This window comes from Kitasatospora sp. NPDC004615, from assembly GCF_042873545.1.
Lineage (GTDB): Bacteria > Actinomycetota > Actinomycetes > Streptomycetales > Streptomycetaceae > Kitasatospora.
Window position 1 is genome coordinate 29624 of record NZ_JBIALQ010000002.1, and the last position, 25824, is coordinate 55447.

At 74.4% G+C, this 25824-nt stretch carries 21 protein-coding genes; 4 read left to right on the forward strand and 17 right to left on the reverse strand.

Going from position 1 to position 25824, the window contains the following annotated elements:
- Positions 1–569 precede the first annotated feature (569 nt).
- From ACFYS8_RS07090 to ACFYS8_RS07115, 6 genes are all read right to left on the reverse strand, one after another.
- The gene (locus ACFYS8_RS07090; protein WP_387636970.1) at positions 570–1307 is read right to left on the reverse strand and encodes an NAD-dependent epimerase/dehydratase family protein; all 738 of its coding nucleotides are present in this window, start codon (positions 1305–1307) and stop codon (positions 570–572) included.
- Positions 1308–1322: 15 nt separating this feature from the next.
- Complete coding sequence (locus tag ACFYS8_RS07095; protein ID WP_387636973.1) at positions 1323–2570, reverse strand: nucleotide disphospho-sugar-binding domain-containing protein; 1248 nt, start codon at positions 2568–2570, stop codon at positions 1323–1325.
- A complete protein-coding gene (locus tag ACFYS8_RS07100; protein WP_387636976.1) occupies positions 2570–3826 on the reverse strand; it encodes a nucleotide disphospho-sugar-binding domain-containing protein in 1257 nt (418 codons plus the stop codon). The genes ACFYS8_RS07095 and ACFYS8_RS07100 overlap by 1 nt, the downstream gene beginning before the upstream one ends.
- Before the next feature lie 10 nt (positions 3827–3836).
- Positions 3837–6884, reverse strand: a complete 3048-nt coding sequence (locus ACFYS8_RS07105) for an amino acid adenylation domain-containing protein (RefSeq protein WP_387636978.1) — start codon at positions 6882–6884, stop codon at positions 3837–3839.
- A gap of 253 nt (positions 6885–7137) precedes the next feature.
- A complete protein-coding gene (locus tag ACFYS8_RS07110) occupies positions 7138–8001 on the reverse strand; it encodes an ABC transporter permease (RefSeq protein ID WP_387636980.1) in 864 nt (287 codons plus the stop codon).
- The gene (locus tag ACFYS8_RS07115) at positions 8001–8843 is read right to left on the reverse strand and encodes an ABC transporter ATP-binding protein (RefSeq protein WP_387636983.1); all 843 of its coding nucleotides are present in this window, start codon (positions 8841–8843) and stop codon (positions 8001–8003) included. Before ACFYS8_RS07115 ends, ACFYS8_RS07110 begins: the two co-directional genes overlap by 1 nt.
- Positions 8844–9032: 189 nt before the next feature.
- On the opposite strand from ACFYS8_RS07115, the gene ACFYS8_RS07120 reads away from it, so the two are divergent.
- The gene (locus ACFYS8_RS07120; RefSeq protein WP_387636985.1) at positions 9033–10199 is read left to right on the forward strand and encodes a nucleotide disphospho-sugar-binding domain-containing protein; all 1167 of its coding nucleotides are present in this window, start codon (positions 9033–9035) and stop codon (positions 10197–10199) included.
- 142 nt (positions 10200–10341) lie between these two features.
- Here the strand turns inward: ACFYS8_RS07120 and ACFYS8_RS07125 are convergent, their stop codons facing one another.
- The 5 genes from ACFYS8_RS07125 to ACFYS8_RS07145 form a co-directional block, all read right to left on the reverse strand.
- Positions 10342–10956, reverse strand: a complete 615-nt coding sequence (locus ACFYS8_RS07125) for an antibiotic biosynthesis monooxygenase family protein (RefSeq protein ID WP_387636987.1) — start codon at positions 10954–10956, stop codon at positions 10342–10344.
- Positions 10957–11032: 76 nt separating this feature from the next.
- Positions 11033–11767, reverse strand: a complete 735-nt coding sequence (locus ACFYS8_RS07130; RefSeq protein WP_387636990.1) for an SDR family NAD(P)-dependent oxidoreductase — start codon at positions 11765–11767, stop codon at positions 11033–11035.
- A gap of 93 nt (positions 11768–11860) precedes the next feature.
- Positions 11861–13462 carry an FAD-dependent oxidoreductase gene (locus ACFYS8_RS07135; protein WP_387636992.1) on the reverse strand — a complete coding sequence of 534 codons (1602 nt, stop codon included), beginning with the start codon at positions 13460–13462 and terminating at the stop codon, positions 11861–11863.
- A complete protein-coding gene (rfbB, locus tag ACFYS8_RS07140) occupies positions 13459–14442 on the reverse strand; it encodes a dTDP-glucose 4,6-dehydratase (protein ID WP_387636995.1) in 984 nt (327 codons plus the stop codon). The genes ACFYS8_RS07135 and rfbB overlap by 4 nt, the downstream gene beginning before the upstream one ends.
- Positions 14439–15506 (reverse strand): glucose-1-phosphate thymidylyltransferase, encoded by a 1068-nt coding sequence (locus tag ACFYS8_RS07145; RefSeq protein WP_387636998.1) that lies wholly within the window; start codon positions 15504–15506, stop codon positions 14439–14441. The genes rfbB and ACFYS8_RS07145 overlap by 4 nt, the downstream gene beginning before the upstream one ends.
- Before the next feature lie 174 nt (positions 15507–15680).
- Between ACFYS8_RS07145 and ACFYS8_RS07150 the strand changes: the two genes are divergently transcribed.
- Both ACFYS8_RS07150 and ACFYS8_RS07155 read left to right on the forward strand, forming a co-directional pair.
- Positions 15681–16214 (forward strand): PH domain-containing protein, encoded by a 534-nt coding sequence (locus ACFYS8_RS07150; protein WP_387637001.1) that lies wholly within the window; start codon positions 15681–15683, stop codon positions 16212–16214.
- The gene (locus tag ACFYS8_RS07155; protein WP_387637003.1) at positions 16211–17722 is read left to right on the forward strand and encodes a PH domain-containing protein; all 1512 of its coding nucleotides are present in this window, start codon (positions 16211–16213) and stop codon (positions 17720–17722) included. Before ACFYS8_RS07150 ends, ACFYS8_RS07155 begins: the two co-directional genes overlap by 4 nt.
- A gap of 87 nt (positions 17723–17809) precedes the next feature.
- Here ACFYS8_RS07155 and ACFYS8_RS07160 read toward each other — a convergent pair whose 3' ends face one another.
- Genes ACFYS8_RS07160 through ACFYS8_RS07180 form a run of 5 tightly spaced genes read right to left on the reverse strand, consistent with a single transcriptional unit; the run spans position 17810 to position 23736 of the window.
- Positions 17810–19042, reverse strand: a complete 1233-nt coding sequence (locus tag ACFYS8_RS07160) for an FAD-dependent monooxygenase (protein ID WP_387637006.1) — start codon at positions 19040–19042, stop codon at positions 17810–17812.
- Positions 19043–19067: 25 nt separating this feature from the next.
- Positions 19068–19826 carry an SDR family oxidoreductase gene (locus ACFYS8_RS07165; protein WP_387637008.1) on the reverse strand — a complete coding sequence of 253 codons (759 nt, stop codon included), beginning with the start codon at positions 19824–19826 and terminating at the stop codon, positions 19068–19070.
- Complete coding sequence (locus ACFYS8_RS07170) at positions 19819–21993, reverse strand: AMP-binding protein (protein ID WP_387637010.1); 2175 nt, start codon at positions 21991–21993, stop codon at positions 19819–19821. The genes ACFYS8_RS07165 and ACFYS8_RS07170 overlap by 8 nt, the downstream gene beginning before the upstream one ends.
- The gene (locus ACFYS8_RS07175; protein WP_387637012.1) at positions 21986–22927 is read right to left on the reverse strand and encodes an aromatase/cyclase; all 942 of its coding nucleotides are present in this window, start codon (positions 22925–22927) and stop codon (positions 21986–21988) included. The genes ACFYS8_RS07170 and ACFYS8_RS07175 overlap by 8 nt, the downstream gene beginning before the upstream one ends.
- 26 nt (positions 22928–22953) lie before the next feature.
- The gene (locus tag ACFYS8_RS07180; RefSeq protein WP_387637014.1) at positions 22954–23736 is read right to left on the reverse strand and encodes an SDR family NAD(P)-dependent oxidoreductase; all 783 of its coding nucleotides are present in this window, start codon (positions 23734–23736) and stop codon (positions 22954–22956) included.
- A gap of 169 nt (positions 23737–23905) precedes the next feature.
- Between ACFYS8_RS07180 and ACFYS8_RS07185 the strand changes: the two genes are divergently transcribed.
- A complete protein-coding gene (locus ACFYS8_RS07185) occupies positions 23906–24346 on the forward strand; it encodes a nuclear transport factor 2 family protein (protein ID WP_387637016.1) in 441 nt (146 codons plus the stop codon).
- 1155 nt (positions 24347–25501) lie between these two features.
- Here ACFYS8_RS07185 and ACFYS8_RS07190 read toward each other — a convergent pair.
- Positions 25502–25771, reverse strand: a complete 270-nt coding sequence (locus ACFYS8_RS07190) for an acyl carrier protein (RefSeq protein ID WP_387637018.1) — start codon at positions 25769–25771, stop codon at positions 25502–25504.
- Between the last annotated feature and the right edge of the window lie 53 nt (positions 25772–25824).

Genomic DNA, 25824 nt, shown 5'->3' on the forward strand with positions numbered 1-25824 from the left:
TTGCACGACCCGGACACGCAGTGGGCCCAGCAGACCGGGATGCCGACCCGGGCCGCGCGGAAGGCAATGCCGCCACACCACAGCGGCGCCCGACGGCCGGCGCAGGCGGCGGCTTGCACGACCCGGACACGCAGTGGGCCCAGCAGACCGGGATGCCGACCCGGGCCGCGCGGAAGGCAATGCCGCCACACCACAGCGGCGCCCGACGGCTCCGGCGCGGGCGCGTTCGGGCCGGACCGGCTGATGGGGGTGGCTGGGCCGCTCGGGGCGGACGGCGGGCACCCGTCCCGGCCTGCGTCCTGCGGGGCCGGCCGGTTCCCGCACCCGGTGGCCCGGCCGGCCCGGTGGCCACCGGACGCCTCCGGGCAGACCTGCGCGGCAGGCCCGGACGTCCCGGCCGTGGGCCTGACCGTCCACCCGCGCACGGCAGCCCCGCGCTCCGTCAGGCAGCTGCGTGGCCCGGCCGGCCCGGTGGCCACCGGATACCTCCGGGCAGACCTTCGCGGCAGGCCCGGACGTCCCGGCCGTGGGCCTGACCGTCCACCCGCGCACGGCAGCCCCGCGCTCCGTCAGGCAGCGGCCAGGAAGGTGTCCAGCACCGGCCGGTAGTACTCGGGTCCGAACTGCCGGGCCACGTCGGGCACCAGGGCGGCCAGCCGGTCGGTGGCGATGGCGTGCTGGGCGGCCCCGGAGTCGGCGTATCCGCGGTCGACGTGCAGGCCGAGCCGCTGTTCCAGGTGGTCGACGATTCGTTCGACGGGGACGGCGAAGCCGGAGGCGACGTTGACGACTTCGCCGCGCAGGCCGCGGCCGAGCAGCCGGTCGATGACGGTGATCACGTCGGCGACGCTGATCAGGTCGCGGGCGGCGCCGCGGTGGATCTGCACGGCGCCGGAGCGGACCTGCCGGAGCAGGGCGGGCAGCAGCTGGTGCGGGGGCTGGCCGGGGCCGACCAGGTGGCCGAGGCGGAGGATCAGGTACTCGGCTCGGGAGTCCTGCAACTGCCGTTCCAGCGCCAGCTTGTGGCGTCCGTAGGGGGTGCAGGGTTCGACGGGTTCGTCCTCCCGGCCGGGGCCGTGGGCGTTGCCGTACATGCCGGTGGAGGCGGTGGAGAAGAACAGCAGCCGGCGTCCGTCGGCGGCGCACCGGCGGGCGGTGTCGGCCAGCAGGTCGGCCTCGCGGGTGAAGTCGGTGTCGGAGGTGCCGGAGGCCCAGGAGACGCCGGCGGCGAGTACGACGGTGTCGGGGTGGGCGTCGGCGATCGGGGTGAGGCTGCGGGCGAGGAACCCGGTTCCCACGATGTGCATTGTCTGTGTGTCCCTTCAGCGGGCGGCGACGGCGGCCAGCTCCTGGAGGGTGCGGACCAGTTCGGCCGGGGCGGGCCGCCGGTCGTTCTCCTCGCGCAGCCTTCTCGCGGCGGCCCGGTGGGCGGGGTCGCCGAGCAGGGTGGTGGCGGCCGTCCGGATGTCGTCGGCCCGGGCGGTGGCGTTGGGCAGGCCGAGGCCGATGCCCGCGGCGGTGATCCGTTCGGCGTTGCGGTGCTGGTCGAGGCCGTTGGGCAGGGCGAGTTGCGGGGTGCCGGCGGCGAGTGCGGTCATCACGCATCCGGCGCCGCCGTGGTGCACCACCAGGTCGCAGTGCGGCAGCAGCAGGTGCAGCGGCACCCGTTCCAACAGGCGGACGTTCGGGGGGAGTTCGCCGAGGCGTTCGGTCCGTTCGCGGTCGGCGCCGGTCAGGGTGAGCACCACTTCGACGTCCAGCGCGGCGAGTGCCTCGATCACCTTGGGGACGGCGAAGGACACCTCGCCGAACATGTCGGACACCGAGGTCCCCCACACCACGCAGACCCGGGGCCGCTCGGGCAGCCCGGCCAGCCAGCCGGGCTCGGCGCCGGGCCCGTTGTACGGCAGGAACCGGACGGGCAGCCGGCGGGCGGCGCCGCGCAGCGGCGGGGCGACGGCGGGCGGGCAGGGGTCGATGGCGTACGCGTAGTGCTGCGGCCCGTGGTCGCCGACGCCGTGGCGGCGGAAGGCGCCGCTGTAGTCGGGCGGCAGCATGATCAGCCCCTCGCCCTCGTCGGCGGGCCCGACCGGGCCCCAGAGCTGGAGCACGGCGGGGACGTCGAGCACCCGGCCGACCAGCGGCCCTTCGATGCTGAGCTGGTCGTGCACCACCAGCTGCGGCTGCCAGTGCCGGGCGTAGCCGACGGCGGCGTCGGTGGAGCGGGTGGCGTCGGCGACCAGGGTGGGGTGGTACTGGGCGAACCAGCTGCCGAGGTCGAAGTCGGCGAGCCGGGCCAGCGGCTGCCCGGTGACGGGGTGCGGCGGGGGTTCGGCGAACCGCCACTGGCCGTCCCGGGCGGAGACGTAGTTCTGCAGCCGGCCCTGGACGGCCATGTCCCAGCCGCCGAGCAGCGGGACGGCGGTCAGTCCGGCCCGGGTCAGCGGCTCGGTCTGCGAGGGCGCGCACAGCACCCGCACCTCGTGGCCGGCGCCTTGCAGCGCCCAGCCGAGCGGCACCATCGCGGACCAGTGGCCGGGCCAGTCGGAGACGGTGAACAGCACCCGCATCAGCGGCCACCGCCGACCGTGGCGGGCTGCCGGGCGGCGGCCAACTCCTCCAGGACGCTGACCAGTTCGGCTGGGGCGGGCCGCCGGTCGTTCTCCTCGCGCAGCCTGCTCGCGGCGGCCCGGTGGGCGGGGTCGCCGAGCAGCGCGGCGGCGGCCGCGCGGACCGCCCCGGGCTCCAGGCCGGCGTTGGGCAGGCCGAGGCCCGCCCCGGCGGCGGCGATCCGGTCGGCGTTCAGCCGCTGCTCGACGCCGTTGGTGAGGGCGAGCTGTGGGGTGCCGGCGGCGAGCGCGGTCATCACGCACCCGGCGCCGCCGTGGTGCACCACCAGGTCGCAGTGCGGCAGCAGCAGGTGCAGCGGCACCCGCTCCAACAGGCGGACGTTCGACGGGAGTTCGCCGAGGCGTTCGCGGTCGGCGCCGGTCAGCGTGAGTACCACCTCGACGTCCAGCGCGGCCAGTTCCTCGATCACCTGCGGCACGGTGAAGGACACCTCGCCGAACATCTCGGACACCGAGGTCCCCCACACCACGCAGACCCGGGGCCGCTCGGGCAGCCCGGCCAGCCAGTCCGGCTCGGCGCCGGGACCGTTGTACGGGACGAACCGGACGGGCAGCCGTTCGGCGCCCTGGACGGCGGGGGCGAGGCTCGCCGGGTTGGCGTCGATCACGTGGGTGACCTGCTCGAACCCGGGTTCGCCGACGCCGTACCGTTCAAAGGACTTGCTCATGTCGACGGGCACCAGGGTCAGCCCGGGCTCCTGCTCGTCGGTCCCGGCCGGCCCCCACAGGTGGATGGCGGACGGGACGTCCAGCACCCGGCCGAGCAGCAGTCCCTCGATGCTGACCAGGTCGTGGACGTGGACGTCGGGCTGCCAGCGGCGGGCGTACGCGACGGCGGCGTCGGTGGACCGCCGGGCGCGCTCGGCCAGGGCGGGCAGGTTCGCGCCGAACCAGCCGCCGAGGTCGAAGTCGGCGAGATCGGCCAGCGGCTGCCCGGTGACGGGGTGCGGCGGCGGCTCGGGGTAGGACCACAGGCCCTTCCCCGCGTTCAAGTAGTTCTGCAGCCGGCCCTGGAAGGCCATGTCCCAGCCGTCCAGTACCGGGACGGCGGTCAGTCCGGCCCGGGTCAGCGCGTCCGCCTGGGAGGGCGCGCACAGCACCCGCACCTCGTGGCCGGCGCCCTGAAGCGCCCAGCCGAGCGGCACCATCGCCGACCAGTGGCCGAACCAGTCCGACACCGTGAACAACACCCGCACGACTCGCTCCTCACACCGCGGACGCCGCGCCGGCCGGCACGCGTCCCGTCCCGGCGCGACCCGCTGCTGCGGGCCGCGCGAATTCCTGTGCCGCTGCCACCAGTTCGCGGCCGATCCGGTCGCCCAGGCCGTCCGGGAGCAGGTCGGTGCGGGTCCGGACGGTCACCTCGGCGCCGCCGTCGGGCAGCGGGCCGACCTCGATCACCAGGGCCTGCGCGGACTGCTCCTCGTCCAGGTCGAGCGGGGTGGCGGGCAGGCCGGGCAGGGTGAGCCGGGGCAGCGCGTTGTCCTGGAGGACGAACAGCGGCACGGCCAGCAGCCGGCCGATGTCCTGGCCGGCCAGCGCGAGCGCCATCACCACGTCGCGGAACGGGAGTTCCTGGTGGGCGAGGGCCCGGCCGACGACCTGCGCGAGGTCCCCGCCGCCGGGGCGGGCCCGCAGGCAGAGCAGGTCGACGCGGGTGGTGACGGTGGCGTCCATCCGCGGGCCGCCGCGCCGGGCGACGGGCACGCCGACGGTCACGTCCTCCTGCCCGGTCAGCGACCGCAGCACGCCGACCAGCGCGCCGTACCAGTGCGTGAACGGGGTGCTGCCGGACTCCCGGGCGGCCTCCTCCAGCCGGGCGCGCTGCTCGGCGGTCAGCCGGATCCGGTCGGTGCGCACCGGGCCGAGCTGCGCGGCGCGTACCGGCTGCGCTCCGGGCAGCTCCAGCGCCGCGAGGCCCGTCAATTCCTCGCGCCAGAACGCCCGTTGGGCGTCCAGGTCGACCCGGGCGAGGTGCCGGCGGTGCTCCTCGGCCGCCTCGGCGAGGGTGCCGGCGGGGCTGGCGAAGACCGGCTGCTCGCCGCGCGCCCGGGCGGCGTACGCGGTGGAGAGGTCCTCGGCGAGCAGCGCCTGGGACCAGCCGTCGAAGGCGATGTGGTGCACGGCAACGCCGATCAGCCAGCTGCCGGTCTCCCGGATCCGGACGGCGGCGGTGCGCCAGATCCGGCCGGCGCCGACCGACAGCGGGCTCGCCAGGTGGGCCCGCAGCGCCCGGGCGGCGGCGGTGGCTCCGTCCGCGTCGGGGAGCTGTGCGAACTCGGCCTCGCCGGGCTGTTCGGGCAGCACCGCGACGGAGCGGCCGCGGGCCTGGTAACGGGCGTGCAGGGCCTGGTGGCGGCGGTGCAGGTCGCCGGCGGCGGCCCGCAGCGCGGCCGGGTCGAGGTCGCCGTCGAGCCCCCAGGCGGACACCGAGATGTCGTCGAGCACCAGGAACACGTCCTGCATGGAGGTGAGTTCGACGGCGCCGGCGGGCAGCGCGGGGCCGGTGGCGGAGGGCGCGGCGGGGTCGGCCCGGTCGAGCCAGGCGGCGAGGGTGCGCACGGTCGGGGTGCGGTACAGCTGGGCGGCCACCACGGCGTGGCCGTGCGCGCCGAGGCGGGCGCACAGCCGGGCGGCGTCCAGCGAGCTGCCGCCGAGGTCGAAGAACGAGGCGGCGAGCGGGACGTGCGGCCGGCGCAGGACGGCGGCGAAGGCCTCGGCGACGGCGCGTTCGGTGGGGTCGGCGGTCTCCTCCTCGGCCTCCTCGGGGGCGTCCGGGGCGGCGGCGAGGGCGTCCAGGGCCTTGCGGTCGAGCTTGGAGTTGGCGGTGAGCGGCATCCGCTCCAGCCGGATCAGCCGGGCGGGCACCAGGTAGCCGGGCAGGGCCGCGGACAGCGCGGCCCGCAGGCCGTCGGGGTCGAGCGGCGGGGTGCCCAGGGCGGTGAAGAACAGGTTCAGCGCGGTGCACGCGCCGCCGGGGTCGAGCACCGGGACGACCACGGCATCGGCGACGCCGGGGACGGCGGCGGCGTGCGCCTCGATCTCCTCGACCTCGATCCGCAGGCCGCGCATCTTGACCTGCCGGTCCATCCGGCCGCCGTAGCGCAGCAGCCCGTCGGCGCGCCGCCGGCCGCGGTCGCCGGTGCGGTAGACCCGGACGGTGCGGCCCTCGACGGTGACCTCGGTGAACTTGCGGGCCGTCAGTTCCGGGTCGAGGTAGCCGTGCGCGAGACCGTCGCCGGCCAGGCAGAGCTCGCCCTCCTCGTCGGTCGCGCACAGCCGGTCGCCGTCCAGCACGAACACCTCGGTGTGCGGCAGCGGGTGGCCGAGCGGGATGCCGTCCGGGGAGTCGCAGTCGGCGGCGGTGATCTCGTACTCGGTGGCGAACACGGTGCACTCGACCGGGCCGTAGCCGTTGCCGAGCGGGATGCCGGGGTGGCGCTCCAGGAAGCGGCGGGCGTGCGGGGGCGAGACCTTCTCGCCGCCGATCAGCACCTTGCGCAGGCCCGCGAAGGCGTCCACGCCCTCGTCGACGATCATGTTGAACAGCGAGGTGGTGATGAAGCCGTGGGTGATGCCCTCGGCGGCGATCAGCGCGCGCAGGGTGTCGGGCATCAGCAGCGAGTCGGTGAACACCACCTTGCCGCCGCACAGCAGCGCGCCCCAGCAGTCGCACGTGAAGCCGTCCCAGGGGGCGGCGGCGATCTGCAGGATGGCGCTGCCGGGGCCGAAGTCGGAGAACGCGCAGTCGTCGAAGAGCCGGACGGTGCCGCGGTGCGGCGAGAGCACGGCCTTGGGGGCGCCGGTGGTGCCGGAGGTGAAGAAGACGGTGCTGACGTCCTCGCCGCGCACCTCGACGGGGGTGGGGCGGCGCTGCGGTCCGGCGGGCGGGGCGGCCGGGTCGGCGGGCGGGGCGGCCACCGGGACCGGCCAGTCACCGGGCAGGTCGGTGACCAGCAGCGGCGCGTCCAGCTGGGCGACCAGGCCGGCGGTGCGGTCGGCGGGCCAGCGCGGGTCGAGGGCGGCGTACGCGGCGCCGCGCTTGAGCACGGCCAGCATGGCGACCACCAGTTCGGGGCCGCGCGGCAGCAGCAGCGGGACGATCCGGCCGGGGCCGACGCCGGCGTCCTCCAGGGCGGCGGCGAAGTGGTCGGAGGCGTCGTCGAGCTGCCGGTAACCGATCCGCCGTTCGCCGTCCACCAGGGCGGTCGCGTCGGGGGTGCGCTCGGCGCTCCACCGGAAGAGGTCGTGCATGGTCCCGCCCCGTCGGTAGGGGCTTGGAGCCGGATCCGGCTGCACCGGGTTCGCCATCTCGTGCTCTCCTGTTTCGTCCGCGGGTCGACACCGGCCGCACGGCCCATGCCGGTTCGGCCATCAGCCTGCTGCCGCCCGGACGACGGCTGCTCGAATCCCGCTGGGAGCTCCGGGCCGGGCGCGGGCACGGCGAGGCCCGCCGGGGCGGTCTGCCCCGGCGGGCCGGTGTCGTACGTGTGGGGGACGGGGTGGCTCAGCCGTCGTGGCGGGTCTTCCAGCGGAAGGTGGTCAGGCAGATCACCAGGCCGACCACCACCCAGCCGCCGAGCACCAGCGCGACCCGGCCGAGCTCCCACGAGTGGGCCAGCTCCTGGGACAGGTAGGTGTCCGGCAGGAACACCGAACGCATGCCCTGGCACAGCCACTTGAGCGGGAAGAACGAGGCGATCTGCTGGAGGTAGTGCGGCAGGGTCTGGAACGGCACGAACACGCCGGAGATGAACTGCAGCGCCATGAACGGCAGGATCACGATCGGGCCGCCGCCCTCCTCGCCGCCGATCAGCGAGGAGAAGGCCAGGCCGAGCAGGCTGCACGCGGAGATGCCGAGCAGGTAGATCCAGCCGAAGGTCAGCCAACTGGTCACGTCGGTGGGCAGCTTGAGGCCGAAGAACAGCGAGCCGATGACCATCAGCACGATGGCCTGGCCGAGGCTGGAGACCAGCACCATGGCGATCTTGCCGAGGAAGTAGGCGACCGGCGGCATGGGGGTGCCGCGCAGCCGCTTGAGCGCGCCGTTGCGGCGCTCGGCGGCGACCTGCAGGGCCAGCGTCTGGAAGCTGGTGGACATCACGCCGACCGCGAGCATGCCGGTCGAGTACAGCTGGGACATCTGCAGGTCGGTGCCCTCGACCTTGCCGCCGAAGATCGCGCTGAACAGGATCAGCAGCACGATCGGCGTCGAGAAGGTGAGGATCATCTGGCCGCGGGAGCGGAAGAAGCCGCGGATCTCCAGCACCGCGCGGGCGGCGGCGATCCTCAGCAGCGCGGGCCCGGCCGCGGTGCGGGCCCGGCCGGCGGTGGTGGCGGTGGCCACCGCGGGCGTCCTGGTCGCTTCCATCACCGGTCTCCGATCATCTGCAGGTAGACGTCTTCCAGCGACGGGCGGGTCACCGTCAGCTCCGGGACCTCGCCGCCGAAGCGGGCGGCCAGCTCGGAGACGGTGCGGGTGGGGGTGGCGGTCTGGATCTCCTGCGGTCCGTCCGCGCCGATCCAGCGGACGGTGGCGGGCGCCAGGTGCCGGTCGCCGAGCCGCTCGGGGGTGGAGACCTCCACCACCCGGCCGGAGGTGACCACGCCGACCCGGTCGGCCAGGTACTCGACCTCGTCCAGGTAGTGGGTGGTGAGCAGGATGGTGGTGCCGGTGCTGCGCAGGCCCGCGATCAGCGCCCAGAACTTGCGCCGCACCTCGGGGTCGAAACCGGTGGTGGGCTCGTCCAGGAACAGCAGTTCGGGATTGCCGATGATGCCGAGCGCCACGTCCAGGCGGCGGCGCTGGCCGCCGGAGAGCGAGGCGGCGCGGGTCTTGCGCTTCTCGGTCAGGCCGACCGCCTCGATCACCTCGTCGGCGTCCCGCGGCTGCGGGTAGTAGGCGGTGAAGTGGTGCACCACCTCGGCGACGGTGAGGTCCGCGAAGTCCTTGGAGCCCTGGAGCACGATGCCGATCCGCGAGCGCCAGGCCGGGCCGGCCTTGCCGGGGTCCTCGCCGAGCACGTTCAGCTCGCCGCCGTCGCGGGTGCGGAAGCCCTCGAGCATCTCGGTGGTCGTGGTCTTGCCCGCGCCGTTCGGGCCCAGCAGCGCGAAGATCTCGCCGTGCCGGACGTCCAGGTCGACCGAGTCGACCGCGAGCGTGTCGCCGTACCGCTTGCGCAGTCCCCTGGCGTGGATGGCGAATTCGGACATGACGGATGATCCTTCCGGGGTCATGGGCGGTGGCGACGCCGACGCTAACGACCGCACCTCGGGTACCGCTCGAAGTTCGCTGGAGCGGCCGGACGACCCGGCTCCAGCCGCCGCCGAGGGCGGCTCCAGCGCGCCGACGGACCGTCTGCGTCCGTCAGTTGACACCTGTTCGAGGAGCCGAGGACCCCGATGAAGGTACTCATCATCACCACCCCGGTGGCAACCCACTTCGCCCCGCTCGCCCCGCTGGCCTGGGCGCTGCGCGGGGCCGGGCACGAGGTGCTGGTGGCCGGCCAGCCGGACGTGATCGCCGCCGCGCACGCGGCCGGGCTGAGCGGCCACAGCGTCGGCGAGGCCTTCCACGCGGGCGAGTTGATGTCGCTGGGGCTGCCGGCCGGGCTGCGTCCGATCGAGGCCGGCGGGCGTCCGGCGCCGGCCGCGTTCGCCGGCGCGGTGCGCCCGTGGACCATGCACACCCGGTACACGGTGGGCGCGTACCTGGAGATCGCCCGCTCCTGGAAGCCGGACCTGGTGCTCTCCGACCGGCTGGAGTACGGCGCGCTGATCGTCGGCGGCCTGCTGGGCGTCCCGGTGGTGCAGCACCGCTGGGGCGTCGACCCGGTCGGCGAGGTCGCGCACGCGGTGGGCGCGCACTCGCTGAGCGGGGTGTGCGCCCGCCTCGGCCTGCCGGACGGCCTGCCGCAGCCGGACCTGGTGCTCGACCCGTGCCCGCCCGGTTTCCAGGACCCGTCCGTCACCCCCGGCACCCCGATCCGGTACGTGCCGAGCAACGGCTCAGGCCCGGTGCCCGACTGGGCGTTCGACGAGCCGGCCGGGCACCGGGTGTGCGTGTCGCTCGGGCAGTTGACGCTGGCGATGAACGGGCTGCCGCTGCTGCGCCGGATCGTCGACGCCTTCGACGGCATCCCGGACACCGAGGCGCTGGTCACCGTCGGCGCCCCGTACCGGGAGCAGCTCGGCCCGGTGCCGTCCTCGGTGCGGCTGGTCGACCCGGTGCCGCTGGACGCGGTGCTCGGCGGCTGCACGGCGGTGGTCCACCACGGCGGCTCCGGCACCCAGTTGACGGCGACCGCGTTCGGCCTGCCGCAGCTGGTGCTGCCCGGTCACCTGGACACCTTCGTGGTCGGCGACCGGATCGTCGCCTGCGGCGCGGGCCTGAGCCTGGACGAGGCGGCGCAGCAGAACGACGTGGAGGCCGTGCACAAGGCGCTGCGGGCGCTGGTGTCCGACCCGGCCCACGCGGAGGGCGCGGCCCGGCTGCGCGCGGGCATGGCCGGGCAGCCGAGCCCGGCGGAGACCGTCCCGGTGCTGGTCGAACTGGCCGGCGCCGCCTGAGCGTTCACCGCTCCCCCGGGCCCGAACGGCCCCCGCCCCGGCGGGGGCCTTCTCGTTGCCCGCCACCGGTCCAACGCAGACGGCCGCCCGCCCGGCCGTGGTACCGGCGGGCGGGCGGTCGCGATTGCGATTGCGGCGCGGCTCAGGCGGTCCGGCCGGAGACCGTGTGCACCGGGCGGAGCACCAGCGTCTCGGTGCCCTCCGCGCGGTAGCCGGGCGCGGCGGCGGCCGCGGCCTCGTCGCGCCACCAGCCGAGCTGTCCATGGCCGCCGGGGCGGACCTCGGAGCGGCCGAGGGCCGCGCCCAGGAAGCCCTCCTGGCCGGCCAGCTGCTCGGTGTGCGCGGCCCAGCCGGCCTCGACCTGTTCGGCGGCGGACTCGTCGGCGTCATGCACCGCCAGCACCAGCACGCCCTGCTCGGCGCCGTCGGCGGGCAGCAGCGTGCCGTGGTCGGCGGTGGGGACGAAGCGGTCGATCCGGGCGTCCGCGAGCCGGGGCAGCTCGCTCATCGCCTTGGCCGCGAAGGCGTAGGAGCGCACCACCGACAGGTACGACTGGGAGTCGCGCCACCAGGCGAGGTTGACGTAGGTGTCGGGCGAGGTGGTGGAGCGGGCCAGGACGCCGAGTTCGAAGCCGTCGCCGGCGCGCATCAGTTCGGCCTGCTCGGCGAGCAGCTGCTCGAACTCGGCGGCGTCGCCCTTCAGGGTGAAGGTGGCGACCACGGTGATCGGGCGGTCGGTGGTCTGGTCGTCGGTCATGTGCGGTGTCCTGTCGTGGTCTCGGTCCGTGCGGGGAGTCTGGCCGCGGCCGGTCGAGGGCCGCTCGAACGGGGTGTCAGCCGGCCGTCCAGCCGCCGTCGGCGACGAACTCGCCGCCGGAGCAGTACCCGGACTCGGCGCTGGTGAGGAACAGGGTGAGGGCGGCGATCTCGTCGGGGGCGCCGAACCGGCCGAGCGGGATGCCCTCCAGCAGCCGCTGCTCGATCCGCTCGGGCATGCCGCCGGTCATGTCGGTGCGGATCACGCCCGGGCAGACGGCGTTGACCCGGATGCCGTCGCGGCCGAGTTCCAGCGCGGCGACCTTGGTCATGCCGAGCACCGCGAACTTGCTGGCGCAGTAGGCGGTGAGCATCGGCACGCCCTGCTGGGCGTTGACGGACGCGATGTTGACGATCGTTCCGCCGCCGGCGGCGCGCAGCGCGGGGACGACGGCGCGCATGCCGAGGAACACGCCGAGCTGGTTGACCTCGATCACGTTCAGGTAGTCGTCGCGGGTGGTGGCCTCCAGCAGGCCCTGGTGCAGGATGCCGGCGTTGTTGACCAGGCCGTCGAGTCCGCCGAAGGTCTGCTCGGCGAGTGCGACGGCGGCCGCCCAGTCCTCCTCGCGGCGGACGTCCAGCCGGATCGCCGCAGCCGATTCGCCGAGCTCGTCGGCGAGTTCCTTCACGTCCTCGCGCAGGTCGCCGAGCACCACCCGGGCGCCCTCGGCGACGAACCGCCGTGCGGTGACGGCGCCCTGGCCGCCGGCCGCGCCGCTGATGAGGACGGTACGTCCGGTCAGCTTTCCCATCACATGTCTCCGTCTGCGAAGTGGTCGGTGAAAGAAGTGGCCGGCGCGGTGGGGTGGCGAGGTGGCGGTGCGCCGCCCCGCCACCTCGCCGCGTCAGCCGACGGCGAGCCGGTCCGCGGCGCCCGCGCGGAGGCCGAGCGCCGCGAACGCCTCGGCGGGCGGGGCGGCGTCCAGGCCGGGCCCGGACGCGGCGAGGTGGCCGTCGGGTCGGATCAGCAGCCAGCCGCCGGCCGGGACGCCGAGGTCGGCGGCGAGCGCGCCGTCGGGGTCGGCGAGCGGTCCTGGCCCGTCCTCGCCCAGGGTGCGGACCCGGACGGCCGGGTGCTCCTCGGCGAGCCGGTGCAGCGCCGGGTACTGGGCGGGGACGGCGCGGGCCAGCAGTGTCCAGCCGGGGGTGCGCAGTTCGTCCAGCAGCGCGGTCCAGGCGGGCGACGGGTCGGTGACCTTGGCGACCCGCTGTCCGGGTGCCGGGCCGGAGCCGGTGGCGGGTGCGGCGGGCAGGGCGAGCGGGCCGTCGGCGTAGGAGAGGTCCAGGGCCGACATGCCGCCCATGATCTTGCGTTCGATCTTCGACTTCAGCGGCCGTACCGAGCGGACCACGGTGAAGAGGGTGCGCAGTGCGGCGGCGGCCTTCCGGCTGCGGAGCTGCACCAGCATGGTGGCCATCCGGGTGGACTTCAGCAGGGTCGCCCCGACCGGGACCCGTTCGGCGCTGTAGCTGTCGAGCAGGGTTTCGGCGGCCTCGCCATTGACCACCGCGGCAAGTTTCCAGGACAGGTTGACGGCGTCCTGGATGCCGGTGTTCAGGCCCTGGCCGGAGGCGGGGCTGTGGACGTGCGCGGCGTCGCCGGCCAGGAACACCCGGCCGCTGCGCATCTGCTCGATCATCCGCTGCTGGATGGTGAACACCGAGACCCAGGTGGGCAGTTCGACCTCGACGGCCCGTCCGGTGCCGATCGAGATCTTCTCGGCGAAGCGCCGGGCGACCGCCTCATCGCTGGGGTACGAGGCGTCGGCGGTGTCCAGCAGCCGCCACTTGCCGGGGTCGGGGAAGGGCACCATCATCACGGTGCCGGCGGGGGTGCGCATCCAGTGGATGCTGTCCCGGGGGAGGTCGCAGTCGACCACCGCGTCGGCGATCAGCCAGGTCTCGCTGCTCTCGCCGATCAGCGGGATGCCGAGCTGCTTGCGGACGGTGCTGTGCCCGCCGTCGCAGCCGATCATCCAGTCGAACGAGGCGTGTTCGGTGCGGCCGTCGGGGTGCGTGAGCACGGCCCCGACGCCGTCCCCGCGGTCGTCGAACGAGGCGAGCCGCACGCCCCACTCGACCTGGACGCCCTGGCGGGCGCAGGCGGTGCGCAGCACCTCCTCGGTGATCACCTGGTCGACCATCAGGGTGAACGGGAAGCGGGTGGGCAGGTGGCTGTAGTCGGTGTCGAAGCGGGCCAGCCGGCGGCCGTTCTGGTGCAGCGTGAAGTGTTCGACGCGCTGGCCGCGCGGCAGTACCTCGTCCAGGATGCCGATCTGGTCGTAGACCTCCAGGGTGCGGGCGTGGGTGGCCAGGGCCCGGCTGGTGGTGGCGGGGCCGTCGGCGGCGTCGACCAGCCGGACGGTGACGCCGTGCCGGGCGAGTTCGTGGGCGGCGGTCAGGCCGACCGGCCCGGCGCCGACGACCAGGACCTGTGCGGTGGTCACCGGCTCTCCTCCAGGCCGTGCTTGACGGTCTTCCACCAGCCTGGGTTGTCCCGGTACCAGTCGACGGTGTCGGCCAGGCCCTGAGCGAACGGGATCCGCGGCGCGTAGCCGAGCTCCTCACGGATCTTGCTCTCGTCCAGCGAGTACCGCAGGTCGTGGCCCTTGCGGTCGGCGACCTTGCGCACCGCGCTCCAGTCGGCGCCGAGGTGCTCCAGCAGCTGTTCGGTGATCTGCAGGTTGGTCTGCTCGTTGCCGCCGCCGACGTTGTAGATCTCGCCGGCCCGGCCGCCGGTCAGCACCAGCTGGATGGCCCGGCAGTGGTCGTCGACGTGCAGCCATTCGCGGATGTTGGCGCCCTCGCCGTACAGCGGGACCTGCTTGCCCTCCAGCAGGTTGGTGACGAACAGCGGGATGAGCTTCTCGGGGTGCTGGTAGGGCCCGTAGTTGTTGGAGCAGCGGGTGACCGAGACGTTCAGCCCGTGGGTGCGCCAGTAGGCGCGGGCGATCAGGTCGGAGCCGGCCTTGGAGGCGGCGTACGGGGAGTTCGGCAGCAGCGGCCACTCCTCGGTCCAGGAGCCCTCGTCGATGGAGCCGTACACCTCGTCGGTGGAGACGTGCACCACCCGCGGCACGCCGGAGCGCAGCGCGGCCTCCATGACGTTCTGGGTGCCGCCGACGTTGGTGCGGACGAACTCGGCGGCGGACTCCAGCGAGCGGTCCACGTGCGATTCGGCGGCGAAGTGCACCACGGCGTCGTGGCCGGGCATCAGTTCGAGCAGCAGCGGCAAGTCGCAGATGTCGCCCTGGACGAAGTCCAGCCGGGGGCCGGAGGCCGGCAGGTTGTCCCGGTTGCCGGCGTAGGTGAGTTTGTCGAGGACGGTGACCTGCGCGTCCTCGTAGCCGGGGTAGCCGCCCTCGAGCAGCGTCCGGACGTAGTGCGACCCGATGAAACCGGCACCGCCGGTGACCAGGATTCTCATGCTGCCACCTCGACCTGAGTGTGATCGCCGACCACCAGGCGGTGGTGACGCAGGGTGCTCTGCACGCTGGTGACGTTGGCGGAACGGCCGATCAACGAGCCGTGCACGCCGCTGACACCGCGGACGGTCGCGCCGTCCAGCGCGATGGAGTAGGACACGTGGGTGTCGCGCAGGACGCAGTCCCGGCCGATCGAGGTGTGCGGGCCGATGTGGCTGTCCTCGATCACGCTGCCCGCTCCGACCACCGCCGGGCCCTCGATCCGCGAGCGGATCACCTTGGCGCCGGGCTCGACCAGCACCTCGCCGATCAGCTCGCTGCTCTCGTCCACCTCGCCGGCGACCGAGCGGCGCAGGCCGTCCAGCAGCTGCCGGTTGCAGTCCAGGACGTCGTCGACCCGGCCGGTGTCCTTCCAGTATCCCCGGTACTCACTGGCGCTGACCTGCGCCCCTTCGGTGACCAGCCACTGGATGGCGTCGGTGATCTCCAGCTCGCCGCGGGGGCTGGGCTCGATCCCGGCGACCGCCCGGTGGATCGCCGGGGTGAAGAAGTAGACGCCGATCAGCGCCAGGTCGCTGCGCGGCTGCTGGGGCTTCTCGACCAGGCGCTGCACCGTGCCGTCGGGGGCGACCTCGGCCACCCCGAACGCCCGCGGGTCGGCGACCTTGTGGACCACCACCTGGGCGGCCGGCCGGTTGGCCCGGAACTCCTCGGCGATCTCCACGATCCCGTCCGGGAGCATGTTGTCGCCGAGGTACATCACGAAGTCGTCGTCGCCGAGGAACTCCCGGGCGACGGTCACGGTGTGCGCCAGGCCGAGCGGCTGCTCCTGGTGGAGGTAGGTGATGCGCACCCCGAGCCGGGCGCCGTCTCCCAGCACGGCCTCGATCTCCGGGCGCCGTTCGCCGACGATCACGCCGATCTCGGTGACCCCGAGCTCGCGGATGTTCTCCAGGACGTGTTCGAGCACCGGGCGGTTGGCGACCGGGATGAGCTGCTTGGGCATCGAATAGGTGAATGGACGCAGGCGGGTTCCCGACCCGCCCGACAGCACCAGAGCCTTCATCGGGGTCCTCTTCCTCAACGGTCAATGGCGCGGACAGCCGGAGGATGGGAGCTCGCGGTGGAGAATCCCTCGAACCCGGCCGTCAGGATCGGTGGGCCGGGCCGCGGGCCGGCTCCAGCGGAAGTCGAGCGAATCACCGGCGGGGCGCGCCAGGGCTGCGCGATGCTGATCGACATGTCCGCCACCACGCCCCCGCCCGGGTCCCAACTCCCGGCCCCCGCACTGCGGCTGAGGCCGCCCGAGCATTCCGTCGACCCGCGCGCGGTGCGCTGGTGGCGGCTGAGCGCGCTGCTCCGCTGGCTGCTCGCCGCCGCCGCGCAGATCGCGCTGCTGGTGCTGCTGCCGTCCTGGGCGACGGTCCCCCGGCTGGCCGCGCTGGCGCTGACCGTGGTGCTGGCCGCCGTCCACCTGGCGGTGATGCCGCGCCGCCGCTTCGCCGTCCACCGCTGGGAGACCACCGACAGCGCGATCTACACCCAGAGCGGCTGGCTGGTCGAGGAGCGGCGGATCGCCCCGCTCGCCCGGGTGCAGACCATCGACCACGAGCGCGGGCCGCTGGAGCGCCGCCTCGGCCTGACCACCATCACCGTCACCACCGCGTCCTCGGCCGGCCCGCTGAAGATCCGCGGCCTGGCCGAGGACACCGCGAGCCGGCTCACCGCCGACCTCACCGCCGCCGTCAGGTCCGGCACGGGGGACGCCACATGACCGCCGTCCCCGCCCCGCCCGCCCCGCCCGCCCCGCCCGCCGAGGCGCCGGCCGACCAGGACGGCTGGCGGCGGCTCGACCCGCGGATGCTGCTGGTCCACCCGGTGCACGAGGTGGTCAAGATGCTGCCGCTGCTGATCACGGCGCTCGTGTTCGGGCACAGCTCCGGGCACCACAACAACTGGGCGTACCTGGTGACGGCGCTGGCGGTCGGCGCCGGCCTGCTGCGCTGGTGGACCACCCGGTTCCGGGTCGCCCCGGGCCTGGTGGAGCTGCGGCACGGCCTGCTGATACGGCGTCACATCGCGGTGCCCGCCGACCGGGTGCGCACCGTCGACCTGCACTCCGGCGCCGTCCACCGGATGCTGGGCCTGGCCACCGTGTCCGTCGGCACCGGGCAGGCGGCGACCGCGCGCGGGGACCGGCTGAAGCTGGACGCGCTGCGGCGCACCGAGGCGCTGGCGCTGCGCGAGGAACTCCTCACCGGCGCCCGGGCCACCCCGGTGGCCGCCCAGGAGCCCTCCACCGTACTGCTGCGGTTCTCGCCCACCTGGCTCCGGTACGCGCCGTTCGCGCTGACCGGTTTCCTGCCGCTGCTGGCGATCGGCCTGTCGCTGACCGGCCCGATGTCCAGCATCACCCAGCAGACCCCGATCGGGTCGACGGTGGAGTGGCTGCTGCACATCGACGCGCTCGGCCCGAAGGCCGTCCGGCTGCCGCTGGTGATCCTGCTCGTCGGCACCGCGATCAACCTGCTGACCTTCGCCGAACGCACCGTCGGCTTCGCCCTGCTGCGCGGCTCCGGCGGGTCCCTGGAGATCCGGCACGGGGTGGTGAGCAAGCGGGCCATCGCGCTGGAGAAGCGCCGGGTGTACGGCGTCGAGCTGGCCGAGAGCCTGCCGGTGCGGCTGCTCGGCGGCGCGCGCTGCTCGGCCGTCGCGACGGTCGCGCACCGCGAGCGCGGCGGCCCGCCGCTGGTCCCGGCCGCGCCGCTGGCGACCGCGCTGGCGGTGGCCGAGGAGGTGGTGGGCGACGGGCCGCTGCGCGCGCCGCTGGTCGGGCACGGGCCGCGGGCCCGCACCCGCCGGCTGACCAGGGCGCTGGGCGGCTGGGCGCTGGGCCTGGCGCTGCTCGGCGCGGCGGCGGCACTGGACCTGCTGCCGGCCTGGTGCGCGCTCGGCTGGGCGGCGCTGCTGCCGTTCACCGTGCCGCTGGCCCTGGACCGGTACCGCTCGCTGGGGCACGCCGTGGCGGACGGTTTCCTGGTGTCCCGGCACGGTTCGCTGGTGCGCCGCCGGACGGTGCTGTCGGGCGAGGGCGTGATCGGCTGGAACCTGCGCCGCTCCTGGGGCCAGCGCCGAACCGGCCTGGTGACGCTGACCGCGACCACCGCCGCCGGGCGCAAGAAGTACCAGGTGATCGACCTGCCCGTCGAGCAGCTGCCGGAGCTCGCCGACCAGGTGCTGCCCGGCCTGCTGACACCGTTCCTGGTCCCGGCGACGGACTGACGAAACGGAACGCCTGAAACGGAACGCCGAAGAGCGCCTCCCCGCGGGGAGGCGCTCTTCGTCTTCGCCGGGACCCGGTTCCGGGGCTCAGTCGGTGAAGCACTCCTCGGCGATCCGCACCCGGCGGTTGCCGAACGCGATCCGGTCGAGGATCTTGCGCCCCAGCGGGGTGCGCTGGACGACCGCCGCCAGCTTCGGCCGGATCTTCGCGGCCAGTCCGCCCCGGGACAGCATGGCCTTGCTCTGCAGGCCCTGGAGCTTCATGGTCGCGGCGATGTCCGGCCCGCGCAGGGTCTCGAACTCGCCCAGCCGGGCCGCCGAGGTGTCCCCGTCGGCCAGTGCCCGCACCAGGATCGGGTGCAGCACCACGGCGTCCTGGACGGCCAGGTTGATGCCCTGCGCGCCGATCGGGCTGTGGGTGTGCGCGGCGTCGCCGATCAGCACCAGGCCGTCGGCGGCCCAGCGGTCGGCCCGGCCGGAGAACACGTCGAGCAGGGTGACGTCGCGGGTGGAGCGGATCTGTTCCCGGATCAGTTCGGCGTACGGCGGGATCGCCGCGGCCAGCTGCTCGCGGATGTGGTCGATGCCGTGGACGACGACCTGCTGGTAGCCCTTGTGCGGCAGGGTCCAGCCGATCTGCGCGCTGTCCGGGTACGAGTCGTACGCCAGCACCGGGTTGCCGCCGTCGCGGAACACCCGTACGTCGCGGCGCTCGCCCGGGCGGCGGCCGGGCAGCTTGAGCTTGAACCAGAGCACGTCCAGGTCGAACGCCTCGGTGCGGCCGGCCTCGATCCCGGCCAGCCGGCGCACCTTGGAGTACCGGCCGTCCGCGCCGACCACCACGGCCGCCCGGACGGTCAGTGTTCCCGCGCGGACGCCGGTGGTGCGGCCGCCGTCCTGGAGCAGCTCGCCGACCCGGTGGCCGTCGAAGTACGCGAAGCCCTCGAACTTCTCGCAGTGCAGCAGCAGTTCGTCCAGCAGGTGGGCCTGCGGCAGGCTCAGCAGGTGGTCGTACGGGGCGGGCAGGCGGCGGTAGTCGATGTCGAGCAGCACGCGGCCGCCCTCGACCAGCCGGAACCGCTCGTGCTCGTGCGCGCCGCGGGTGCGGGCGCCGGACAGCACGCCCAGCCGGTCCAGCAGCGCCATCGCGCCGGGCTGCAGGATCTCGCCGCGGAACTCCCGCTGGTGGGCGCGGGCCCGTTCGACCACCGCGACCCGCAGCCCGGACTTCAGCAGCAGCAGCGCCAGCACCAGCCCGGCCGGCCCGGCGCCGACCACGCAGACGTCCGCCTCGGCCTCCCGGCCGGTGTCCTCGCTCATGCCGTTCCTCTCCGGTGCAGGGGTTTCAGAGGAGTCCGAGGCCGCCGTCGGCGGTGACGGTCTGGCCGTGCAGCCAGGCCGCTTCGGGGCTGCACAGCAGCGCGACGACGTCGGCCAGGTCCTCGGGGGTGGTGAGCCGGCCGGCCGGGGTGCGGGCGGCGAGCATCGCGGCGACCTCGGGCTGCGGGGTGGCGGGGCCCTTGTCGAGCTTCGCGGTGGAGACCGCGTTGACGGTGATGCCGCGGCCGGCCAGTTCGACCGCCAGGTAGCGCACCAGGGACTCCAGCGCGGCCTTGGCGACGCCCGCGGCGACGTACCGGGGCACCACGGAGCGGGCGCCGGAACTGGAGACGGCGACGATCCGGCCCGGTCCGCCGCCCATCAGTTCGGCGATCGCGGCGCCGCCGCGCAGCAGCGGGTCGAGCGCGGCGCCGACGGCGGCGGTGACGGCGGCGGCGTCCCCGCCGACGGCGGGGGTGGGCCGCCACGGTGCGGCGTTGTGCACGAACACGTCGAGCCGGCCGTACCGGTCGCGGACCTCGCCGAGCAGCTGGTCCAGGCCCGCCGCGGTGGTGATGTCGGCGCGGACGGCGTGCGCGCTGCCCTTGAGTCCGTCGAGCTCCTCGACGGCCCGGGCGGCGTCCTGTTCGGAGTGCGCGTAGTTGAGCACCACCCGGGCGCCCCCGGCGCAGAGCCGGCGGGCGACCGCCAGCCCCACGCCGCGGGTCGCCCCGGTGACGACCGCGGTCTTCCCGGACAGCCCGAGGTCGGACGGCTCAGGCACCGTCGGCCGCCGGGGCGGTGCGGGTGCCGGCCACCGGCGCGGCGAGCTGCGTCTCGACGGTGGCGAGCGCGGCCAGGTCGGCGTACTCGGGCAGTTCGCGGGCGGCCTGCCAGTCCTGCTCGCTCGCCCAGCGGGTGAGCGCGGTGTAGCCGCCGGGCCGCATCAGCGCCTTGGCCAGGTCGGCGTGCCCGAGGCCGCCGGCCAGCGCCTCGATCCAACTGCCGTACGCGGCCTCGAACTTGTCGGCGTCCTCGGTGACGGTGAAGCGCTCCACGACCAGCACCGCGCCGTCGCCGGTGGCCTCGCCGTCCACCCGCAGCACGCCCATCGACGGCTCGGCCTGGACGTCCACGATCCGGTGGAACTCCTCGGCGTGCGCCTTGAAGGTGTCGCTGCCGAGTACCTGCTGGAAGTCGCCGGGGGTGGCCCACCAGCCGAAGTTGACGTACACCTCGGGCCGGTCGGCGGCCCGGACGGCCTGGTGCGCGCGGAACCCGAACTGGGCGCGCATCCACTGGACGTGGTCCAGGAAGCGCTCCTCGAAGGCGTCGCCGCCGGCCGGGTCCTTGAGGGTGAAGGTGTTGATGACGGTGAACTGCGGGGCGGCCATCTCCTGGCTCCCTTCGGTCGTTGGGTCGGCGAGGCCCAGGCGGGCGGCGAACTGCCCGGCCAGGACGCGTCGTTGGATCTTTCCGTTGCCCGAGCGGGGGATCGACCCGACCGCCTCGGCGTGCACCGGCCGCTGGTAGTACGGCAGTTCGCCGCCCACCTGCTCGAGCACCTCGGCGAGCCGCCCGGGCTCGTCGAGCACCAGCAGGGCGCCGGCCACCCGGTAGCCCTGCCCGTCGGGCAGGCCGACCACGACCGCCTCCCGCACCAGCGGGTGCGCGGTGAGCACCTGCTCGACCTCGGACGGGGCGACCAGGAAGTTGTCGACCTTGAAGACGTCGCCGAGCCGGTCGATCAGGAACAGCCGTCCCTGCTCGTCGGTCCGGCCGATGTCGCCGGTGGTGAACCACTCGCCGGGGGCCAGGTCGGGCCCGCCGAGGTAGCCCTTCATCACCTGCGGCCCGCGCAGCTGGACTTCGCCGGTCTGCCCGGCGGCCAGTTCGGCGCCGCTGTCCAGGTCCACCACCCGGCACTCGGTGCCCGGCACGGTCCGGCCGACCGAGCCGTGCACGGGGTGCTCGGGGTCGTCGCTGTGGGTCAGCGGGGAGGTCTCGGCCAGGCCGTAACCCTGGAACACCGGGATGCCGAACCGCTCGGTCAGCGTGCGCGCGGCCTCCACGGGCAGCGCGGAGCCACCGGAGGCGATCCGGGTGACGGTGCGCAGAGCGAGCCCGTCGAGGGCCGGATCGGCGGCCAGCCGGGCCAGGCGCACCGGCAGGCTGTAGAAGTGCGTCGCGCCGTGGGCGTTGGCGGCGTGCACCGCGTCCACCGGCTCGGGGTCGGCGCACAGCACCTGGGTGGCGGCCGCGGCGACCGCCGAGTTGAGGTGCATCGGGTGGTAGGTGGGCAGGTGGTTGAGGGTGGTCGCGTCCGCGTCCAGCAGGTGCGCGGCGGCGATCTGAGCGGCGTTCACCGTGAGGTTGCGGTGGGTGAGCCGGACGGCCTTCGGCAGGCCGGTGGTGCCGCTGGTGAACTGCAGGCAGGCGGTGTCGTCCAGCTCGACGGCGGGCGGCTGCCAGCCGTCACCGTCCGGCGCGCCCGCGATCAGCGCGGCCAGCGTCTCCGTCTCGCCGTCCTCCGCGCCGCCGATCAGCACGACCTCGCGCAGCTCCGGCAGGTTGGCCCGCACCGCGTTCAGCTTGGGCAGCAGGCCGGCGTCCACGAACGCCAGCCGGGCCCGGCTGGTGGCCAGCACGTGCTGCACCCCGATCTCCGGGATCAGCGGGTTGACCACCGCGACCACCTGCCCGGCGCGGGCGGCGCCGTAGTAGGCGACCGCGAAGTCCGGGTGCAGCGCGGAGGCGACCGCGACGGTGCCGGGCCCGTCCAGCCGCCCGGCCAGCGCCCGGGCCACCGCGGTGGCCCGGGCGTCCAGCGTGGCGAAGTCCAGCTCGGCGCCCTCGACGCCCGCGACGGCGACCCGCCCGGGGTGGTCGGCGGCGGCCCGCGCCGGCAGCGAGTCCAGCCGCCCGGGGCCGGGCAGTGCCCGGTCAGACACGGCGGGCCTCCGCGAACGCCATCGCGTGCTTCAGCGTGGTGGTGCTGTTGGTGGACAGCGCCCGGTGCACGTACTCGCGGGCGTCGGCGACGGTCTTGCCCTCGCCGAGGATCTTCTCGATCGCCGACGGCTTCAGGGTGACGGAGTGCCGGGAGGTGACGTCCACGCCGCCGTCCACCTGGACGATGGTCCAGCGGCCGGTGTGCGCGGTCATCAGCGCGGGGACGGCGATCTGCTTGTAGACGATGCGGTCCTCGCCGAACACCACCCGGATCGACTTGGTGGTGTGCACCGAGCCGTCCGCGGTGCTGGTGTCCATCGACATCACCTGGATGCCGGGGACGTCCTCCTGGAGGTCCAGCGCGGCGACGTGCGGCAGCCGCTCCGGCCACAGGTCGGCCCGGTTGAGGAACTCGAAGACGTCCGCACCGGCGCCGGCCACGTGCACCGTGTCGTCGAAGCTGAACACCAACTCGTCCAGCTCGGAGCCCAGTTCGGCGATCTGCTTGATCCCGGCCAGCTCGGACGCGCTGTTGCGGTCCAGCGCCGCGTTGATCCACTCCACGTTCTCCGGCAGGTCGTCGACCGCGGTGAAGTCGTGGTGCAGCTCGAGCAGCGAGGTGCTCTCGTCGATCGCGGTGACCGCCCAGGTGCCGCCCATCGACGCCACCGGCGGCGTCGAGATCTCCTGCCGGAACGTCACCTTCAATCCCTCGGCGTCCAGCTCGCGGCGCGACACCCAGGTCTTCACCTCGCCGTTCGCGGTCGCCCAGATCCGGATCCGCTCACTGCCCTCGGACTGCTCCAGGTGCTCGACGTGCACGTTCGGCGCGAAGTACAGCGGCCAGGTGGTGACGTCCGCGACGATCCCGTACACCGCCTCGGCGGGTGCGGCGACGGTGGTGCTGTGGACGGTGCGGTGCTGCTCGGCCATGTCTCTGTCTCCTTGTCCTGACCGGCTCAGTAGTTGCCCAGTCCGCCGCAGACGTTCAGCGCCTGCGCGGTGATCGAAGCGGCGGTGTCGGTCGCCAGGTAGCCGACCAGGCCGGCCACCTCCTCCGGCGACGAGTAACGGCCGAGCGGGATCTTCGCCTGGAAGCGCTCCAGGATCTGCTCCTCGGTGGCGTCGTACGCGGCCGCGTACCCCTGCCGGACCCGCTGCGCCATCGGCGTCTCCACGTAACCCGGGCACACCGCGTTGACCGTGACACCGGTCTTCGCCAGCTCCAGGCCCAGCGCCTTGGTGAAACCCACCACCGCGTGCTTCGACGCCGAGTACGGGGCACCCAGCACCACGCCCTGCTTGCCGCCGGTCGACGCGATGTTGATCACCCGGCCCCAGCCGCGCTCCTGCAGACCACCCCGGTTCAGCACCTCACGGGTGGTCAGGAACACGCTGTTCAGGTTGGTGTCGATCACGTCGTACCAGAGCTCGTCGGCGATCTGCGCGGTCACCCCGCCGCCGCTGCGCCCGGCGTTGTTCACCAGCACGTCGATCCGGCCGTACTGCTCCAGCGCCGCGTCCACCAGTGCCTTCACCTGCTCGGGCTTACGGATGTCGGCAGTCGCGCCGGCCACCTCCAGGCCCTCCGCCCGCAGCTCCTTCACGGTCAGCTCGACCGCGTCCGCGCTGCGCGCGCAGATGAACACCGCCAGACCGCTCGCCGCCAGACCGCGGGCCACCGCCAGACCGATACCGCTGGTCGCACCCGTCACCAGAGCCACCCGCTGCTCGCCACTCATCGGCGCACTCCTCTCGCTTCGCTCGTCAACGGCGAACAGCGTGCCGACGCCGTCTCGACACCCGATCGAGCCGCGCTCGGACCCCCCGGCTCCAGTTCCGTTCGAGGCCCCCACGACCCCGGACGGCGACGCTGCGACAGACCGCACCGGCCAGGAAAGGACTTCCCCCATGACCGCGACGGAGCAGGTGCCCGCCACCGCCACCGCCGAGCTGTACTTCCAGGTCCAGCAGTTCCTCGCGTCCCAGATGCAGCTGCTCGACAGCGGCCGGGTCGCCGAATGGGCCGCCACCTTCACCGAGGACGGCGTCTTCGCCGCCAACGCCCACCCCGAACCCGCCGCCGGCCGCGTTGCCATCACCGCCGCCGCCCAGGCCGCGACCGACGCGTACGCCGCCAAGGGCATCCAGCGACGCCACTGGCTCGGCATGGTCACCGTCGAACCCCGCGACGAGAACACCGCCGCCGTCCGCAGCTACGCCGTCGTCATCGAAACCCCCAAGGGCGGCCAGGCCGCCATCCGCGTCAGCACCCTCTGCGAGGACCTCCTCGTCCGCGAATCCGGCCACTGGCTCGTCCAGCACCGCCAGGTCACCCGCGACGACCTCTGACCCCACCCCCACCCCGCTGTGCCCGCCCGCCCCCTCCCCCGGCCGGCGGGCACAGCCACGCCCGGGACCCGCGCGAAGCGCGATGCCCGCGCCGGGCTGGAAGCGCAAGGGTCATCGAGCGAGAACCGCCCCAGGCCCAAGCCGCCGCGCGCAGCGCAGACCGTCACCGGACGCGAATCACCGCGCGAAGCGCAAAGCCCGCGCGGAGCCGGCGACCGCGGTCCGGCGCGGGCCGGGGCACACCGTAAGGCCGCGCGGAACGAAGGCGCCGCAGGGGCGCAGCCCGACACTCTGGTGCGGCGCAGCCCCCGCGCGCAGCGCGAACCGCCGCCGGACCCAAGCCGCCGCGCAGCGCGAGATCGTCGCCAGACGCGAATCACCACGCGAAGCGCAAAGCCCGCGCGGAGCCGGCGACTGCGGTCAGGCGCGGGCCGGGGCACGCCGTAAGGCCGCGCGAAGCGAAGGCGCCGCAGCCCGACACTCTGGTGCGGCGCAGCCCCCGCGCGCAGCGCGAACCGCCGCCCGACCCAAGCCGCCGCGCAGCGCGAGATCGTCGCCAGACGCGAATCACCGCGCGGAGCGCAACCTCCCGCGCGAAGCGCAACCTCCCCGCGCGGAGCCGGCGACTGCGGTCAGGCGCGGGCCGGGGCACGCCGTGAGGCCGCGCGGAGCGAAGGCGCCGCAGGGGCGCAGCCCGACACTCTGGTGCGGCGCAGCCCCCGCGCGCAGCGCAGACCGTCGCCAGACGCGAATCACCGCGCGAAGCGCAACCTCCCGCGCGAAGCGCAACCTCCCGCGCGAAGCGCAACCTCCCGCGCGGAGCCGACGACTGCGGTCCGGCGCGGGCCGGGGCACACCGTGAGGCCGCGCGAAGCGAAGGCGACGCAGGGGCGCAGCCCGACACTCTGGTGCGGCGCAGCCCCCGCGCGCAGCGCGAACCGCCGCCCGACCCAAGCCGCCGCGCAGCGCGAGATCGTCGCCAGACGCGAGTCACCGCGCGGAGCGCAAAGCCCCTCGTCACCCACTGCCCCGGCGCGGAGCGCACTCGCTTCCCCGGCCCCGCACGGCGGAGGGGCGCGAGGGCCTGCGCCCGGCGGAAGGGGCGGGGGGTCCCTTCCGGCGGGTGCGGGCGCTCGCGCCCCTGGGTGGTGGGTGTCAGGCGGCGACGGCCGCGTTCTCGGTGAGGCCCGCGTTGATGAACTGGAGCAGCAGGCGCGGCGTGTGGGCCTCGGCGACGGTCTCCTCGGCGAGTTCGATGTTGTACTCGCGCTCGATCCGGCCGGTGGTCTGGAGGACCGCCAGCGAGTCGTAGCCGAGGTCGTCGAGCGGGGTGTCGAGGACGTCGCCGTCGAGGTCGACGCTCTCGTCCTCGCCGGCGCATTCGCGGAGCAGGGCGGTGAGTTCGGTCAGGGTCATCTCGGCCATGGCTGGTGGTGCCTTTCTGGTGTGCGGTGCGGGGTGTGGGGCGTGGGATGTGG

Bases quoted from the DNA above. Each gene is read 5' to 3' on its own strand.
- ACFYS8_RS07105 (WP_387636978.1), bottom strand. From the start codon at position 6,884: ATGCACGACCTCTTCCGGTGGAGCGCCGAGCGCACCCCCGACGCGACC.
- ACFYS8_RS07180 (WP_387637014.1), bottom strand. From the start codon at position 23,736: ATGAGTGGCGAGCAGCGGGTGGCTCTGGTGACGGGTGCGACCAGCGGT.
- ACFYS8_RS07110 (WP_387636980.1), bottom strand. From the start codon at position 8,001: ATGGAAGCGACCAGGACGCCCGCGGTGGCCACCGCCACCACCGCCGGC.
- ACFYS8_RS07155 (WP_387637003.1), top strand. From the start codon at position 16,211: ATGACCGCCGTCCCCGCCCCGCCCGCCCCGCCCGCCCCGCCCGCCGAG.
- ACFYS8_RS07150 (WP_387637001.1), top strand. From the start codon at position 15,681: ATGTCCGCCACCACGCCCCCGCCCGGGTCCCAACTCCCGGCCCCCGCA.
- ACFYS8_RS07145 (WP_387636998.1), bottom strand. From the start codon at position 15,506: ATGAAGGCTCTGGTGCTGTCGGGCGGGTCGGGAACCCGCCTGCGTCCA.
- rfbB (WP_387636995.1), bottom strand. From the start codon at position 14,442: ATGAGAATCCTGGTCACCGGCGGTGCCGGTTTCATCGGGTCGCACTAC.
- ACFYS8_RS07160 (WP_387637006.1), bottom strand. From the start codon at position 19,042: ATGAGCGAGGACACCGGCCGGGAGGCCGAGGCGGACGTCTGCGTGGTC.
- ACFYS8_RS07185 (WP_387637016.1), top strand. From the start codon at position 23,906: ATGACCGCGACGGAGCAGGTGCCCGCCACCGCCACCGCCGAGCTGTAC.
- ACFYS8_RS07190 (WP_387637018.1), bottom strand. From the start codon at position 25,771: ATGGCCGAGATGACCCTGACCGAACTCACCGCCCTGCTCCGCGAATGC.
- ACFYS8_RS07130 (WP_387636990.1), bottom strand. From the start codon at position 11,767: ATGGGAAAGCTGACCGGACGTACCGTCCTCATCAGCGGCGCGGCCGGC.
- ACFYS8_RS07090 (WP_387636970.1), bottom strand. From the start codon at position 1,307: ATGCACATCGTGGGAACCGGGTTCCTCGCCCGCAGCCTCACCCCGATC.
- ACFYS8_RS07115 (WP_387636983.1), bottom strand. From the start codon at position 8,843: ATGTCCGAATTCGCCATCCACGCCAGGGGACTGCGCAAGCGGTACGGC.
- ACFYS8_RS07175 (WP_387637012.1), bottom strand. From the start codon at position 22,927: ATGGCCGAGCAGCACCGCACCGTCCACAGCACCACCGTCGCCGCACCC.
- ACFYS8_RS07120 (WP_387636985.1), top strand. From the start codon at position 9,033: ATGAAGGTACTCATCATCACCACCCCGGTGGCAACCCACTTCGCCCCG.
- ACFYS8_RS07095 (WP_387636973.1), bottom strand. From the start codon at position 2,570: ATGCGGGTGCTGTTCACCGTCTCCGACTGGCCCGGCCACTGGTCCGCG.
- ACFYS8_RS07125 (WP_387636987.1), bottom strand. From the start codon at position 10,956: ATGACCGACGACCAGACCACCGACCGCCCGATCACCGTGGTCGCCACC.